We start from the raw sequence: 15,980 nt of genomic DNA, 5'->3' as shown, positions 1-15,980 counted from the left end.
TGCGTACAACGGCCGTTCAGCGCTACTGACTTTGTAGCATTCACCCAAGCTGCCGTGCTACCCTTTGCAAAAAAGGGGCAGCATGGGGCAGGGCACACCAAAAAATGAAATACCTGCCAGCGCAGGGTTGCCGGCGTGGGCGGCAGCGCTCTGCCTTGCCGGGTTTGATGCAGCAGCCGCGCCGGCAGACGATGTCAAGGCGCTTCTGGAACAAGGCAAGGACCGCGAAGCCTATGCGGCAGGCAAGGCATCACCGGACTCGCTGGGCACACCGCTTTTTGATTTTTACTTCGGCATTGCCGCCCTCAACGCAGGCGTGCCCGGAGAAGGTGTGCTGGCGCTTGAGCGTTACCTGCTTCAGTTTCCGGACAACCGGTCGGCGCTGTTCCAGCTTGCGCGCGGCTATTTCATCCTTGGTGAGGACACCCGCGCGCGTGAGGAATTTTCTGCACTCGTCGCCGGCGCTTCCGGCGGCGAACTGACCAACATCAACCTGTTTCTGGACGCCATACGCGCCCGGGAGTCGCGCTACAAACCCACCTCGTCGGCTTTTGTCGAAATCGGCGGCGGCCATGACAGCAACATCAACAGCGGCATCGCCAGCGGCCAGGTGGCCGGACTTCCGGCGGGCGTCGTCATTGCGCCGGGTCAGTCTTCAGAAAAGCGCTCCGACCTCTTCGGCACGGTGGCCGCCGGCATCCAGGGCGTCTACCCGGTGGCGCCCGGCGTGGCGCTGTATGGCGGCAGCCAGGTGTCGGGACGTATCCATCGCCAGGGCAACAGCGACGTTTTCAACCAGTCATTGCTGTCGCTGCAGGGCGGCGTTTCAGTGCTGCAGGGCCGCAGCCTCTACCGTCTGGGCCTTGACTTCACACACCTCGCGCTGGGTACCCAGCCCTACCTGAACCTGACAACCGTGGTGGGCGAATGGCAATACCAGGGCGACCAGTTCAACCGCTACGGCGTCTCCCTGCAGTGGTCCGACCAGGCCTATAAAAACATTGACACCTGGCTGGACATCAACAAGACGGTGAAGGTGGCTTCCGGTGCGGATGTGCGCGACAGCAGGCTGTCCAACATTTCCGGCTTCTGGACGCGCAACTTTTCACACGCATGGAGCCCGGAGCTCATGCTGGGCCTGAACATGGGCGAGGAAAAAAACCGCAAGGACAGGCCAGACCTGTCGCGCGGGCTGTGGGGCATCAGGACCGGCATCACCCTGCAGCCCATTGCCAGATGGACCCTGGGTGGCGGCCTGAGCTACCAGAATAGCCGCTATGAACGCGACTATGCGCCCGGCCTGTCGCCGCGTCGGGACGAATTCCTCGCGCTTGATCTTTCCGCCAGCTATGCCATCGACCGCAGCTGGCTGCTGCGCACTGAGTACCAGCGCATCGCGCAACAATCGACCATCGGGTTTTTCAGCTACAACCGCGACCAGCTTGCCCTCAAGCTTCGCTATGAGTTCAGGTAATCAACCGCAGCACACAACGGGGAAGCAGCATGAACAAAGGCAAAAAAAGCACGATTGCAGGCGCCATCCTGATACTTTGTTCGGGTATGCCGGCCTGGGCGGTGCCGGCGGGCAAGGTCCTCGCCATCGCCGGCAGCGCCACGCTGGAGCGGGCGGGCCAGCAGATCCCTCTGCAAAATGGCGCGCTGGTCGAAAGTGGCGACACGCTGACAGTGGGCGACAAAAGCATGCTGCAGGTCCGCTTCACGGACGAGTCGGTGGTGGCCCTGCGTGCCAACAGCCAGTTCAAGATAGAAAACTACCGGTTTGAAGGTCAGGCCGGCAGCGACCAGTCCCTGATGGGTCTGCTCAAGGGCGGGATGCGCACCATCACCGGCCTGATCGGCAAGGCCAACCAGAGCAATTACGCCGTGCGTACGGCCACCTCGACCATAGGCATACGCGGCACGCATTTCAGCGTGGTGTCGTGCAACAACGACTGCGCGCGGCCTGACGGCACCATGGAGAGCAACGGCACTTTCGGTGGTGTCACGGATGGCCGCATCACGGTGTCCAACAGCGCAGGCAGCCAGGAATTCAGCCAGCAGGACTCCTTTCACGTTCCCTCGGCCAGCAGCCCGCCCATCAGGCTGCTGGCACCACCTGCCATCCTGAACGACAGGATGGCTGCCGCCCGCGGAAGAAGCACCGCCGCAGCCGGCAGCAGCGGGGAAGACGCTGCCAGCAGCGGATCCAGCACCAGCTCGGGTGCCAGGGTGTCCACTTCACCACAACTGGTTCAGCAAAGCTCGCCGTCCGTTAATCTCATCGCCCCCCTGACGACGGTTGCCTCCAGCGACTTGCCCGCAACAGTCATCAACACAAAAAGCAGCAGCCTTATCACCGTACTTGACTTTGAGGGCTTTTACAGCCCGACCGGCACGGACCAGACGAAGATCAGCTTCAAGAACTTCTCGCCCGCAGATATCAGGGCCGAGGCCAGGGAAGTCAGCAACTCATTTTTCACCAACGCACAAACACTGGCGGCCGCGTTTGCGCCTGTCAGGACAGTTGGCAGCAGCGCGGCAGCAGGGGCCTACTGGATGTACGAGGCACCAAATGCAGGCTCCGTCAACAGTGTCGGGTCCCACCACATCTGGGGCGACTCACCCACCATCGCGCTGCCTGCATCGGGTATTGCGCAATACAACTATGTGGGGGGCACAGCGCCTACCGACAACTATGGCCGCGTTGGCACCTTCACGGGCAGCAACCTGATGGTGAACTATGGCACCGGGAAAATCCAGAACGTCACAGCCATGACCATGAGCTTTGGCACCAACGCGCAGCAGGCCACCGCGACCACGTACTCCGTTGCCGCCAGCAACACCTGGAGCATAGGTGGCGGCAACAGCAACCTGGCCAACGTCAGCTGCACGGGCTGCACAGGCACCACCGCAGCCTCCATCAATGGCAAATTCGTTGGGGAAAACATGCAGGGCTACGCTGCGGCCATCAAGGTGACCAACACGCAGTTGAACACCTCAAAACCCAATGCCGCAGGCACCGTCGCCGCTTTCGCCCGGCAGTAGCCCGCCACGCAACGCCCATAAAGCCTGCATCCCGCAGGAATAACCGCCCCGCAGCGGCGAATGCGCTCACCCCAGCGGGGCAAATCACCCTTTTCCCGCGGACCAGGAGCGCGCCCAGCGGCTCGAAAATTGACGCATAAAGTCATGCATGTTTTGCATAACTTTTACCCCAAATCGTCATGCGTGAGGTCGCGAAGTTCTTAAAATGACCTTCATGGCGGGTGTCCGGATACCCAAAAAAAGCCAGCGAAGGCCGACTTTTGCGCCCCGATTTGCACCCTTCAGCGATTTTCAGATGGTGTGATCCCTGAGGCCTGCCGACGTTGGCCCGCCCTGAACAATGCGCCCTTTCGACTAACGTCGCAGCACAGCTCACCTGAAGCCTGTGGACCCTGCCGCGACGTTAGCCGAAATTGCGCCTTTTATAACTTTGGAGATTTCGATGAACCACCCCGCGATGCAAGGCCTGAACCTCAACACACCGGCCTATGTCAGGAATGCGAAGCTGGTTGCCTGGGTTGCCGACATGGTCGCCCTGTGCAAACCGGACAGCGTGTACTGGTGCGACGGCAGCGACGCCGAGTACCAGCGCCTGTGCCAGCAACTGGTGGACGCCGGAACCTTCAAAAAGCTCAACGAAACCAAACGCCCCAACAGCTTCCTGGCCTGCAGCGACCCGACCGACGTGGCGCGCGTTGAAGACCGCACCTATATCTGCTCGGCCAAAAAGGAAGACGCCGGCCCGACCAACAACTGGATGGCCCCCGCCGAGATGCGCGCCACCCTTGCACCGCTGTTTGACGGCTGCATGCAGGGCCGCACCATGTATGTGGTGCCCTTCAGCATGGGCCCGCTGGGTTCTCCGATTGCACACATAGGTATCGAGCTTTCAGACAGCCCTTATGTGGCCGTCAACATGAAGATCATGACCCGCATGGGCAAGGCCGTGTTTGAGGTGCTGGGTGTGGAAGGCGAGTTTGTGCCTTGTGTGCACACCGTTGGCGCCCCGCTGGCTGCCGGCGAAAAGGATGTGAAATGGCCTTGCAACAAGACCAAATACATCGTGCACTACCCTGAGACCCGCGAGATCTGGTCTTTCGGCTCCGGCTACGGCGGCAATGCGCTGCTGGGCAAAAAATGTTTCGCGCTGCGCATCGCATCCAACATGGGCCGCGATGAAGGCTGGCTGGCAGAACACATGCTGATCCTGGGCGTGACCAATCCCAAGGGCCAGAAGTACCACGTGGCAGCGGCCTTCCCGAGCGCCTGCGGCAAGACCAACTTCTCGATGCTGGTGCCGCCAGCCGGGTTTGACGGCTGGAAGGTCACCACCATCGGCGACGACATCGCCTGGATCAAGCCCCAAGCTGACGGCTCGCTGCGCGCGATCAACCCCGAAGCCGGTTATTTTGGCGTGGCACCTGGCACCAACTTCCACACCAACCCGAACTGCATGGCCAGCCTCGACAAGAACGTGATCTTCACGAATGTCGGCCTGACCGATGACGGCGATGTCTGGTGGGAAGGCATGGAAAAAGACGGCCCTGTGCCATCGCACCTGATCGACTGGCAGGGCAAGGACTGGACACCTCAGATCGCGAAAGAAACCGGCGCCAAGGCTGCGCACCCGAATGCACGTTTCACCGTTGCGGCCGTCAACAACCCGGCACTTGATGACGCCTGGGATGATCCAAAGGGCGTGGTGATTGACGCCTTCATTTTCGGCGGCCGCCGCTCGACCACCGTGCCACTTGTCACTGAAGCGCGCAACTGGGTTGAAGGCGTTTACATGGCCGCGACCATGGGCAGCGAAACCACTGCGGCAGCCACCGGCCAGGCCGGTGTTGTTCGCCGCGACCCGTTCGCCATGCTGCCTTTCACCGGCTACAACATGAGCGACTACTTCCAGCACTGGCTGACCATGGGCGAAAAGCTCGCCGCCTCCGGCGCAAGACTGCCCAAGATTTACACCACCAACTGGTTCCGCAAGGGCGAGGATGGCAAGTTTGTCTGGCCCGGTTATGGCGAGAACATGCGCGTCCTGAAGTGGATGATCGATCGCCTCGAAGGCAGCGCCAAGGGTTCAGAAAATGTATTCGGCGTCAGCCCGTCGTACGAAGAACTCAACTGGACCGGCCTGGACTTCAGCGCCGAACAGTTCAAGACCGTCACCAGCATCGACAAGGCCGCCTGGGTCAAGGAACTGGAACTGCATACCGAGTTGTTCCAGCAACTGGCGCACCACCTGCCTAAAGAGTTGACCGACACCAAGGCAGCCATCGAACAGCGCCTGGCAGCCTGAAGAAGCACCGGCGACTGCCGGTTTCGCGTGTATCCAGGACGCAAAAAAGCCACCTCGCGAGGTGGCTTTTTTATGCCGCAATATTTAAATCACGGCAGAAGGCGCATCAGATGTAGTTGCGCTGGTAGGCACGAAGTACTGCACTGCCGGCCTTGAAAGTGCGAGCCGCCTTGGCGACCGGTGCTGGAGAGGCTTCGCCTTCCTCGCGAGTAACTGCAATACGCAGGTCAGCCATGACGCGTGGGTCGGACTGGGCGACAGACCACATGCGCTCGTCGGCACGCGACGCAGCCATGCTGCGCGACCAGGCGTCCAGGCCAGCCTTGATACGGACAGCCACATTGCGTGCCGCGCCTGCGAAGGATGCCAGCACGGCGAAAGCGACGGCCCACATGCCGATCCACATCACCATGAGATGCCCTTCGGCAACGCTGTCCATCACCTGGTAAGCCACGACCATGACGGCGGCGGCAACGGCGGACAGCAGCAGTGTGGCGAGGCCACGCGTGCTGGAAAACCCATGACTCAGCTGTTGTACGGCTTCCACAGCCGATTCAACACGCGCAACGCCTGGGTGCTGGTTTGAATACTCGAGATGGACGAAGCTGGTCATGATGGTTCCCCTTTGTTAGCTTTACCAGTTGAGACAATATCTTCTGGTGCATGTATCTTAGGGTTATCACTAATGCTGTTCAACTTTATATTTATGATGTATTTCATTCACATCGGTGATGAATTGGCATAATCGGCCAGAAAAAGCGGCCTTAACCTCCGTTTGCCTTCGTTTCCCATCAGAGAAGCGCCTATACGCATGAATCCACCGAACTTCCGCACCCTGGACCTCAACCTGCTTCGGGTATTTGACGAAGTCATGGCCGAGCGCAGCCTCACACGTGCCGCCCGCAACCTGTCCCTGACCCAGCCTGCCGTCAGCAATGCCCTGCGCCGCCTGCGCGAGACGCTGGGTGACGAACTCGTGCAGCGCAGCGGCCAGGGCGTGGCGCCCACACCGCGTGCGGTGGCCATCTGGCCGGCGGTACGCGAAGCCCTGCAACGCCTGCAGGAATCACTGGTGCCCAACGAATTCGTACCTGGCGATGCGACCTCCACCTTCGTTCTGGCCATGGCCGATGCAACTGCCGCAGAGCTGATTCCCGGACTTGTCGACATTCTTGAGAACGAAGCGCCGGGCGTCTCCATACGCGTGGTGCCCCTCACCACGCGTGACCCGCGCCGCTTGCTGGACGAAGAATCGGCCGACCTTGCCGTGGGTTACTTCCCCCCGGTCCTGGCCGACCTGACAGCCCGTGCCCAGGCAGGTGAGCCGGTGGCTTTTTCACATTTGCGCCTGTATGACGGCGAGTACGTGTGCGTCATGCGCACCGGCCACCCGATGGCGAGCGGACCCCTCACGCTGAACCGTTTTTGTGCGGCGCGCCACATGCTGGTCAGCTTCTCGGGTCGTCCGTTCGGGTTCATCGATGAGTCACTGGCCTCGCTGGGCCGCAAGCGGCAGGTGGTGCTGACCGTGAACCAGTTTTTCACGGCCGGCCGGGTAGTGGCCAATTCCAACCTGCTGACTGTGCTGCCAAGGCACTTTGTGCGGGTGACCGGCATTGCGGAACAGCTGGTGCTGCGGCCCCTGCCTTTTGATGTGGCGCCCGTGCACGTGGATGCCGTCTGGCACAGGCGTTCTGAACAACTGAGCGCGCACATGTGGCTCAGGCAGGCCGTCAGCCGGGCTGCAGAGAAGGCTTTCGCCGTCTGAAAGCTGGCAGGCCGGGTCATTAAATTCAGCGGGAGGGCACGGATATTGCATACAGTTTTGCACACAATCCACTGAAGGCCACGCCATGCCACACCTCGTCAAACCTGTCGTTTCCAGCCACTTTTCACGCCGCACCGCGCTCAAGACATTCGCAGCGGGCGCGGCCAGCATGGCCTTGCCTGCTTTCGCAAACTGGCCGGACAAGCCCATCAAGCTGGTCGTGACCTTTCCGGCCGGCGGTGCCAGCGACATCGTGGCGCGTGTGATGGCGGAACAGCTCGGCAAAAAACTCGGCCAGGCCGTGGTGGTCGACAACCGGCCCGGCGCGGGCGGCAGTGTCGGCGGGCTGGTCGTCACGCAGGCGCCTGCTGACGGCTACACCCTCATGCTGAGCAATTCCACGCCCATTTCCATTGGACCCTTTGCGCTTGAAAAGCAGCCCTATGACCCGGTTGAAGGCTTTACCCATATCGCCCTGATCGGCAACGCCCCCTGCGTGGTGATGGCCAACCCCGGCGTGCCCATCAAGACCATCACCGACGTGGAAGCCCAGGCACGCAAGGCGGGCAGGCTGGACTTCGGTTCGGGGGGCCCGGCATCAATTGGCCACATTTACGGCGAGCTGATGAAAAAGAACATGGGCGTCAACCTGCAGCACATTCCGTATCGCGGCGGCGCACCCATGACCACGGACCTGATTGCAGGCGTCATTCCCATAGGCATGGACGTGCTGACGGCCTATGTGCCGTATTTCAAGAGCGGCCAGCTGGTGCCGCTGGCGGTGACATCGGCCACACGGTCACCGCTGGTACCGGATGTGCCTAGCGTGGTCGAATTCGGTTACCGCAAACTTGTGCTGGACAATTTTTTCGGCCTGAGCGGCCCGGCCAAAATGCCTGCCGACGTGGTGGCAAGGCTCAATTCAGCCTGCAACGAGATCCTGGCATCGCCGGAAATCAAAAAGAAGATGCTGGATCTGGGCATCACCACCAGCCCCATGAGCCCGGCGGCTTTTACCGGCTTTGTGAAGGAGCAGGTCGCTGCCCTGGCACCTACGGTAAAGGGTGCGGGCGTCAGGATGTGAGGATCGGGGCCTCAGCGTACGACGCTGAAAAGCCTGGGAACCTCAGCGTACGACGCTGAGGTAGGCAAAAGCCGCACGGCGCAGCTCACGCGCCTGCTGCGGGTTGCGGCCGGCACGCGCTTCTGCGCGTTCCAGCAGGTTTTGGGCGACGCCGTCAGCATCGCCTGTGCCCGCCACAGGGGCAAAAGGCATCAAACGAACGATTTGGGCAAGAAGGCTGTTCATATCAAAAGGCACCAGGCTGGCGGTGCAAAGTTGCGATAAACCAAGAATAAGGGTTTTCCCTAGGGTTGCAAGCCCCCATCCGGCCCAGATCCATGCCAAACCCGCATGAACGCCGCCATGACAGGGCATAAACGCCTCTTCGGGGCAATGAACCCGCCAGCGGCGCGCCTGACCAAGCCGCTATGCTCCTGACATGCCGACGCCTTCTTCACACACCCAGGCCAAACCTGCCACCAGCGCCTTGCCCGGCGAGGCGCTGCTTCGGCAGATTGCCGCCAACATCGACGTGATGTTGTGGTCATGGGATCCCAGGGCCGGACGCATCACATACACCAACCCCGCCTTTGAAAAGTTCTGGGGCCTGTCCGCCGAAGCATTGGCAGACACGCCCTGGATGTGGCTGGAATATGTAGACATGGGCGAGCGTGAACGCGTGCTCAAGCTGCAAACCAGTTCCAGCCCAAGAACGGAAGACTACCGGGTCAGGCGCCCCAGCGGCGAAGTCGCACGCCTGAGCCAGCGCGCACTGCCCATGTGCGGCCCGTCAGGCGAGCTGCTGCGCATCATCCACCTGGCCACCAACATCACCTGGCAGGTAGACACCTCCAAACAGCTGCGTGTCGAAATCGACAAGCGCCAGGACTCCGAGGCCAAGTACCGCGCTGTTGTGGAAAACGTCAGTGAAGGCATCCTGGTCACCGCAGCAGGGCGCATTCTGTATGCCAACCCCAAGGCGCTGGAGTTCACCGCGCTGGATGAAGAAACCGCTAAATCCAGGCCCTTCATCGAGTTCATATACCCCGACGACAGGGCCATGGTGCTTGACAGGCATATGCGGCGTTCGCGCGGCGAAGTGGTCGACAACCACTACCAGTTCCGCGTCCAGCATGCGGACAGCCCGCTGCGCTGGCTGGAGATCAGCGCCGTTGCGTTTGAATGGGAAGGCCAGCCGGCCACGCTCAACTTTTTAACGGATGTCACCGCCAAGCGCCAGACCGAGCAGGACATGCGCAAGGCACTGGCGCATGAGCGTGAACTGTCCGAACTCAAGTCGCGTTTTGTGGCGGTGGCCTCGCATGAATTCCGCACGCCGCTTGCCGCCATCCTGTCGTCAGTCGAGCTGCTGGATGCCTACGGCGCCAGCTTCCCGGCCGAAGAGCGCCGCGAGCTGCTGGGCCAGATCAAGACCGCAGTGGCCCGCATGACCGGCATGGTCGAGCAGGTGCTGCTGACCAGCAGGCTTGAGCTGGGCACCTTCAAGTTCGAGGCAAAGCCGCTGGCAGTGCCCGAATGGCTGGTGAGGATGATGGCCGAGTTCGAGCTGGGCAATCGCCAGGGCGAACGGGTGTCCCTCACCTGCAACGGCCTTGATGCGCCGCGCGCTGCCGACCAGCAACTGCTGCGGCATGTGGTGGTCAACCTGCTGGGCAATGCCCTCAAATATTCAGACCCCGACACGCCCGTAACCTTTGAAGTCTCGGGTGTAGGCGACTACCTGCACCTGCGCATCAGCGACCAGGGCATAGGCATACCCGAGGCCGACCTGCCGCACCTGTTCGGCAGCTTTCACCGCGGCACCAATGTCGGCAACATCGCCGGCACAGGCATAGGGCTGCACATCGTCAAGGAGTGCGTGGACCTGCACCAGGGAACGATTGAGGTCAGCAGCCAGCCGGGCAAGGGCTCAACCTTCACGGTCCAGCTACTCGCCCCGCTTGTGTGAGATGGCCCCCACGTTCGCTCGCCTGACATTCGCACACTCTGCGGTTCACCGGCTTCTTTACTGGACAATTGCAGGGTGAATATCCAGCTTATCTCCGACCTGCACCTCGAATCCCACCCGCATTTCACTGTTGCCCCTGCGCCAGGCGCCGATTTGCTGGTCCTCGCCGGCGATATCGGCTCCTACCAGGAAGGCTCGCTGCTGGCCGAACGCGGCATTGCCGACTTTGGCCTGGCGCGTTTTTCGCCGCTGCCCGTCGCGCAGGGCGGTGCAGACTGGCCGGTGCCTGTGTTTTATATCCCCGGCAACCATGAATACGACGGGCTCGATTTCGATGCCACACATGAGCGCCTGCGCGAGACCTGCGAATGCCTGGGCATCACCTGGATGGAGCGTGAGAGCCTGATCTGGAGCGGTGTGCGTTTTATCGCCTGTGTGCTCTGGACGGACTTTGACGCCCTCACCACACTGCAGGCCGCAGGCGGCGAGGTGACACTGGGTGCGCAACTCAAGGAGCGCCAGAAAGCCTTCCGCGCGGCCAACTTCTATCTGAAGAGCTACCACACGCTGCGCGGGGGCGAGCCCATGCTGGCCGAGGCCATGCGTGAAGAAAGCCTGAAGAGCCAGGCCTGGCTCAGGGCGGCGCTGGCGCTTCCGTTTGATGGCAAGACGGTGGTCATCACCCACTTTGCGCCCAGCCTGCTGAGCGCTGATCCGCGCTATGGCCTGGTGCCCGGTACGGCTGGTTTCTGCAATTCACTGGACGACCTGCTGCCAATGGCCGATGTCTGGATGCACGGCCACCTGCACTGTGCCATTGACTATGTCTCTCAGGGTTGCCGCGTGGTCGCGAACCCGCTGGGTTATGCCGGCAAGGGCGAGCAGGAGGCCTTCAGGCCGGACTTCTGTGTGACGATTTAGGGCCTCCTGACCCGTTACCAGGCCCTGGGCGCGTTCACGCTTTCAGCCCGTTGAAACAGGTCGCCATGACGAGATCAACAATCTCTGCATCAGAGTGCGTGCCGCCGGCTTTCAGGAACCCGGGCACCGGGTCGCAGGCCCTCGCATACAGCGTATAAAGCACCACCAGCGCGGGGATTTTCGGGTTCAGTGATCCGTCTTTCTGCGCCGCCTCAATCCAGTTGCCGATGTGGTCACTGACTGCCATGAGCCGGTTGAGGTAATCCTTGTTGCCCATCAGGTTGGCACGCAGGCTGGAGTTCTGGCTCGGCAGGATGGGCATCTCGCCCGCCAGATGCACCTCCAGCATCCAGCGCGCCACTGCCTCCAGCTGTGCCAGCGGTTTGGCTTTTGCCGGCAAGGTCGCCAGAAAGTCCTGCGCCAGACGCAGTATGCGCACCATGGCGGCGGCGGCCAGGTCTTCCTTGCTTGAGAAATGTTTGTACAGGCTGGCCTTGGCAATGCCGACTTCGGTGGCCACTTCGTCCACCGTCATCAGGTCAAAGCCCTTTTCAGCCAGCAGGCGGTTCACGGCCAGCACGATGGCGTCTTCGCGCGCCAGCAGCATTTGCGCCTTGAATGAAACTTTTACAGGCGGGGCAGGCTCTGTCTTGCGTGGGGAACTGGAAATCGCGGATTTGGCTGACAGACTGGGCTTGACGGACATGGGAACATTCTAGTCAGCAGCAGCCATAAAGCGGCTTGAAGGTCTGAAAACAGATGGCACACCCATTTTCTGGCCTGTGAACTTGCGAAGTTACCAAACAGTATTTAACCAATTGTTCCAATTTTTAAATTGCGCATGTGCAGCATCGGAGAGTATCTTGCATGCATCTTGCATGAAGATGTGGAACATGCAGGCAAACGCATCTGGCACGGCGTTCGCACTCCTGAAACAGTGTTGCCAGGCCCAAGGAGAGCACCATGAAGATCGACATGAAAAGTCCTCTGACCTACGTGACAGCCTGGCTGGCCGCGACCGGTCTGGCTTTGGGTCTCGCGGTCGCGTCGCCCAGTGAATCCAGCGTGATGGGCCGATTGCCCGAGATGATGTCGCATGCGCTGGCGCACAAGCCGCTGTCGCTTTCCACTGATCTGCCCTCTGACAGAACCCTGGCGCTCATCACTTTCGAGCGCAGCCAGCGCGCCCTGGCGGACAGCTGGATACACGGCCTCAACCTGAACAACGACAGCACCATTGCGTGGATGCGCATGCCGGTGCTGAACGACCCGGGCACCGCCAGCGGCCGCAGTGCCGTCGAAACCAGGCTTCTTCAGCGTTATGCCAGCCCGGGGGACCGCGCCAGGTTGGTGCCGGTTTTTGCAGATCGGGCCGATTTTGTGCGCTCTGCAGGCCTGAAGGGCACCGACCAGTTCTATGCCGTGGTGGTCAACCGCGACGGTGACGTGCTGGCACGGGTTGAAGGGCAGTTTGACGCCAACAAGGCGGAAATCCTGCGCGAAACGCTCAAGTCACAGAACTTGTAACCCTGGCGGGCCTTTCCGGCCCCCGTTTGCGCGGCCTCTTTGGCCACAACGCACTCCATACGCCCATCTCGCCAACCCCAGGCGAACCTACGTTGCGCCCCCTCTGTGCGCGATGGTAAAGCTTGTCCAAAAGCTGACAACCTCCCCACCGCGCGCCTCCCGCCTACACGCACAAACCAAAAAAAGCGTATTCTTTGCTGCAGTGCACCATTTTCTTTGGTTGCATAGAAAAGAGGTAATCCATGCGCAGGCCAAAAACACTCAGCCAGCTTTTTTTGAAAGCCAGCCGGGCCGTGGGCGTGGGCAGCCTGATGGACGCCACCCGGCTCATCCAGCGCACCCTGCTCAACCCCGTCGCCAGCCCGGACTTCAGCCCCTTTCTCAGGCCAACGCCTGCCAGGGCACGCCGCCCCGCCGCGAGACCGGCAAAGCCAGACGCAACCACCTTCACGGATGTCGAAGACGTCATGGTGGTCGATAAGCCGGGCACAGAAACAGAAGCGCCCGTCACGCCCCGGCCACGCAAGGCCGCTTTCAGTGAGCGGGTATTCACTTTCAATGGCGAGCGCTACCCCTACCGCCTCTACATACCCGCTCCGCCCGCAGGCGGCGATGCCGCAGCCCAGGCGGCGATGCCGCTGATCGTGCTGCTGCACGGCTGCAAGCAGGACGCGCAGGACTTCGCCCGAGGCACCGCCATGAACGCGCTGGCAGAGGAGCAGGGCTGCATGGTGCTTTACCCCGAGCAGATCTCCAAATCAAACGCCCATCGCTGCTGGAACTGGTTTGAACCCGGACACCAGCAGCTTGATGAAGGCGAGCCCGGCATGATTGCCGCCCTGACCCAGCAGGTGCTGGCCAACGACTACAACGGCCAGCGCGCCGACCCATCGCGGGTTTACATTGCAGGCCTGTCGGCAGGCGGGGCGATGGCCGCCGTGGTGGCAGGCCTTTACCCTCACATCTTTGCCGCCGTCGGCGTGCATTCAGGCCTGCCCTCGGGCGCGGCGCAGGATTTGATGTCCGCCTTCGGCGCCATGCGCCGCGGCGCCAAGGGTTCGGCCACACCGCCCATGCCCACCATCGTCTTTCACGGCAGCGGCGACAAAACCGTGCACCCCGACAACGGCGACCACATCAGTGATGCGGCCCTCGCGGCACTCAAGGCATCAGGCCTGCCGCTGGTCAAAAGCCGCAGCAAGGTCGGCGCCGACACACAGGAAACCAGCACCGAGAAGACGGTTTACCGCGTCGCCGACGGGCCATCGTATGTAGAACACTGGCGCATAGACGCCGGCCCGCACGCCTGGTCGGGCGGCGACTCGGCAGGTTCATACACAGATCCGGACGGGCCGTCGGCTTCTGCGGCGATGCTGGCGTTTTTTCTGCAGCACAGCCTCAAGTCCTGAGTAATTGCTATTAATTTTGTAGCTTCTCCCGTCCGTGTTTATTGGCTTGGAGGCCAAAATGAACCCTCAAAACAGGCCTTTGAGCAGCTTTTCAGCCTGCAAATGGCTCCCCCAGAGAGCCGCTTGAAAATAATGCGTCATAAATAACACCTTATTCACTTAAGGATTTATTTATGACGCATTATTCATCTCGCTTGCCTGAAACGGCTACAGGGAGCAGCAAAACTGGCGTCCAGAAGCCTTTTTAAGGCATCAAATCCGCCTTCAGGCCAATAAGCACGCACGCGAGTAGCTATTAAAAGCGTAGCAATCTAGGCCTCCCGGTCAGGACTGCTTGGGCCTTGAGGCCGCACGCTGCCCATCCGGCGAGCCCGTGCCTCTTTCGCGAAAAAGCCAGAAAACCAGCAACAGCGAGGCTGCGAAATAGGTGAGGAAGGGAATCGCCGTTGCGGCGAACCCTGTTATTTCGTTTTTTGCAACCAGCACGTATGGAGGAACCAGCACCGCCGCATGAAGTACCTTGCCCGGCGAGGTGTAGGTGCCTGACGTGACCCAGAGCGCCACAAGCGTTTCCGCCGCGGCAGCGGCAAGGGCCATCAACACCTTGGTGCGCAGCTTCACGGAATCAAGGTTTGAAGTCAGCACGCCGCATGCAGCGCGCCGGCAGCCTTACATACGCTCAAAAATCGCAGCAATGCCCTGACCGCCACCAATACACATGGTGACCAGCGCGTAGCGGCCCTTGATGCGCTGCAGCTCGTGAATGGCCTTGACGGTGATCAGCGCGCCTGTGGCGCCAATCGGGTGGCCGAGCGAGATGCCCGAGCCGTTGGGGTTGACCTTGGCCGGGTCCAGGCCGAGGTCGCGGGTCACCGCGCAGGCCTGTGCGGCGAAGGCTTCGTTGGCTTCGATCACATCAAGGTCGCTGATCTTGAGGCCGGCTTTTTGCAGCGCGAGTTTGGTCGCAGGCACGGGGCCTATGCCCATGAATTGCGGATCGACCCCTGCGTGTGCATAGGCGACCAGGCGGGCCAGCGGCTTGGCGCCCCTGGCCTTGGCTGCGCCGGCTTCCATCAGCACAACCGCTGCAGCAGCGTCATTGATGCCGGATGCATTGCCTGCGGTGACGGTGCCGTTTTCTTTCAGGAAGACGGGCTTGAGCTTGGCCATGTCGGCCAGGCTGCAGTCGGGGCGGAAGTGTTCGTCGGCCACATAAGCGACTTCGCCCTTTTTGCTCTTGAGCATGACGGGCACGATCTGGTCCTTGAAGTAGCCGGCCTCGGTGGCACGCTGTGCGCGGTTGTGGCTTTCAACCGCGATGGCGTCCTGCTCTTCACGGGTGATGCCCCATTTGGCGGCGATATTTTCTGCCGTCACGCCCATGTGTATGGTCTTGAAAGGGTCGTGCAGCGCGCCCAGCACCATGTCAACCAGCTTGGTGTCGCCCATGCGTGCGCCCCAGCGGGTGTTGAGGCTGGCGTAGGGGCCGCGGCTCATGTTTTCTGCACCGCCGCCAATGGCGACATCGGCATCGCCCAGCATGATGGTCTGCGCTGCGGACACGATGGCCTGCAGGCCGGAGCCGCACAGGCGGTTGACGTTCATCGCCGGCGTGCCTTCAAGGCAGCCGCCCTGGATGGCGGCCACGCGCGACAGGTAAAGGTCACGCGGCTCGGTGTTGACCACATGACCGAAGACCACATGACCGACGTCCTTGCCTTCAACGCCGGCACGTGCCAATGACTCGCGCACAACGGTGGTGGCCAGCTCTATGGGTGGAATGTCCTTCAGGCTGCCGCCGTAAGTACCAATACCGGTGCGCACACCGCTGACAACAACAACTTCACGGCTCATGGGAATCTCCTTGTGAATGAATGACCTGTGGGGCCGGCAGACATGGGCAACAGCCACCCTCTGCACGGCGGGGCAACCCGCCATCTTACTGACTGTTACGCCGCCCGGCCCCCAAAGGCGGT

Annotated in this window: 14 protein-coding genes; 9 read left to right on the top strand and 5 right to left on the bottom strand. The window is 61.3% G+C overall.

The genetic code is table 11. From position 1 onward, the window contains the following. Positions 1-82 precede the first annotated feature (82 nt). The 3 genes from HYX42_RS16165 (at position 83) to HYX42_RS16155 (ending at position 5,347) form a co-directional block, all read left to right on the top strand. Complete coding sequence (locus HYX42_RS16165) at positions 83-1,474, top strand: hypothetical protein (protein ID WP_293404853.1); 1,392 nt, start codon at positions 83-85, stop codon at positions 1,472-1,474. A 29-nt stretch (positions 1,475-1,503) separates the two neighbouring features. Continuing rightward, complete coding sequence (locus tag HYX42_RS16160) at positions 1,504-3,045, top strand: FecR family protein (protein WP_293404851.1); 1,542 nt, start codon at positions 1,504-1,506, stop codon at positions 3,043-3,045. 442 nt (positions 3,046-3,487) lie between these two features. Further along, positions 3,488-5,347 carry a phosphoenolpyruvate carboxykinase (GTP) gene (locus HYX42_RS16155; RefSeq protein ID WP_293404850.1) on the top strand — a complete coding sequence of 620 codons (1,860 nt, stop codon included), beginning with the start codon at positions 3,488-3,490 and terminating at the stop codon, positions 5,345-5,347. Positions 5,348-5,453: 106 nt separating this feature from the next. Here HYX42_RS16155 and HYX42_RS16150 read toward each other — a convergent pair whose 3' ends face one another. Then, a complete protein-coding gene (locus HYX42_RS16150) occupies positions 5,454-5,960 on the bottom strand; it encodes a hypothetical protein (protein WP_293404849.1) in 507 nt (168 codons plus the stop codon). A gap of 198 nt (positions 5,961-6,158) precedes the next feature. Here HYX42_RS16150 and HYX42_RS16145 point away from each other — a divergent pair, with 198 nt between their 5' ends. Continuing rightward, positions 6,159-7,115, top strand: a complete 957-nt coding sequence (locus HYX42_RS16145) for a LysR family transcriptional regulator (RefSeq protein ID WP_293404848.1) — start codon at positions 6,159-6,161, stop codon at positions 7,113-7,115. An 85-nt stretch (positions 7,116-7,200) separates the two neighbouring features. Further along, positions 7,201-8,199 (top strand): tripartite tricarboxylate transporter substrate binding protein, encoded by a 999-nt coding sequence (locus HYX42_RS16140; RefSeq protein ID WP_293404847.1) that lies wholly within the window; start codon positions 7,201-7,203, stop codon positions 8,197-8,199. Between the two features lie 42 nt (positions 8,200-8,241). On the opposite strand, the gene HYX42_RS16135 is transcribed toward HYX42_RS16140, so the two are convergent. Continuing rightward, complete coding sequence (locus HYX42_RS16135; RefSeq protein WP_293404845.1) at positions 8,242-8,424, bottom strand: hypothetical protein; 183 nt, start codon at positions 8,422-8,424, stop codon at positions 8,242-8,244. A 193-nt stretch (positions 8,425-8,617) separates the two neighbouring features. Here HYX42_RS16135 and HYX42_RS16130 point away from each other — a divergent pair, with 193 nt between their 5' ends. Together HYX42_RS16130 and HYX42_RS16125 are read left to right on the top strand one after the other, a co-directional pair. Beyond that, on the top strand, positions 8,618-10,147 hold the full coding sequence (locus tag HYX42_RS16130; protein WP_293404843.1) for an ATP-binding protein: 1,530 nt from the start codon (positions 8,618-8,620) through the stop codon (positions 10,145-10,147). Between the two features lie 75 nt (positions 10,148-10,222). Further along, positions 10,223-11,068, top strand: a complete 846-nt coding sequence (locus HYX42_RS16125) for a metallophosphoesterase (protein ID WP_293404841.1) — start codon at positions 10,223-10,225, stop codon at positions 11,066-11,068. Between the two features lie 34 nt (positions 11,069-11,102). Here the strand turns inward: HYX42_RS16125 and HYX42_RS16120 are convergent, their stop codons facing one another. Then, positions 11,103-11,675 (bottom strand): helix-turn-helix domain-containing protein, encoded by a 573-nt coding sequence (locus HYX42_RS16120; protein ID WP_293405438.1) that lies wholly within the window; start codon positions 11,673-11,675, stop codon positions 11,103-11,105. A 356-nt stretch (positions 11,676-12,031) separates the two neighbouring features. On the opposite strand from HYX42_RS16120, the gene HYX42_RS16115 reads away from it, so the two are divergent. After that, positions 12,032-12,595, top strand: a complete 564-nt coding sequence (locus HYX42_RS16115; RefSeq protein ID WP_293404839.1) for a hypothetical protein — start codon at positions 12,032-12,034, stop codon at positions 12,593-12,595. 242 nt (positions 12,596-12,837) lie between these two features. Beyond that, the gene (locus HYX42_RS16110; protein WP_293404836.1) at positions 12,838-14,004 is read left to right on the top strand and encodes a PHB depolymerase family esterase; all 1,167 of its coding nucleotides are present in this window, start codon (positions 12,838-12,840) and stop codon (positions 14,002-14,004) included. A 324-nt stretch (positions 14,005-14,328) separates the two neighbouring features. Here HYX42_RS16110 and HYX42_RS16105 read toward each other — a convergent pair whose 3' ends face one another. Both HYX42_RS16105 and bktB read right to left on the bottom strand, forming a co-directional pair. Further along, complete coding sequence (locus tag HYX42_RS16105; protein ID WP_293404834.1) at positions 14,329-14,649, bottom strand: hypothetical protein; 321 nt, start codon at positions 14,647-14,649, stop codon at positions 14,329-14,331. A 24-nt stretch (positions 14,650-14,673) separates the two neighbouring features. Next, positions 14,674-15,858 (bottom strand): beta-ketothiolase BktB, encoded by a 1,185-nt coding sequence (bktB, locus tag HYX42_RS16100; protein ID WP_293404832.1) that lies wholly within the window; start codon positions 15,856-15,858, stop codon positions 14,674-14,676. Between the last annotated feature and the right edge of the window lie 122 nt (positions 15,859-15,980).

Origin of the sequence: Polaromonas sp. (genome assembly GCF_016185115.1) — a bacterium.
Lineage (GTDB): Bacteria > Pseudomonadota > Gammaproteobacteria > Burkholderiales > Burkholderiaceae_C > Polaromonas.
The sequence above is the reverse complement of the archived record's forward strand: the minus strand, read 5'-3'. Positions and strand labels throughout refer to the sequence as shown.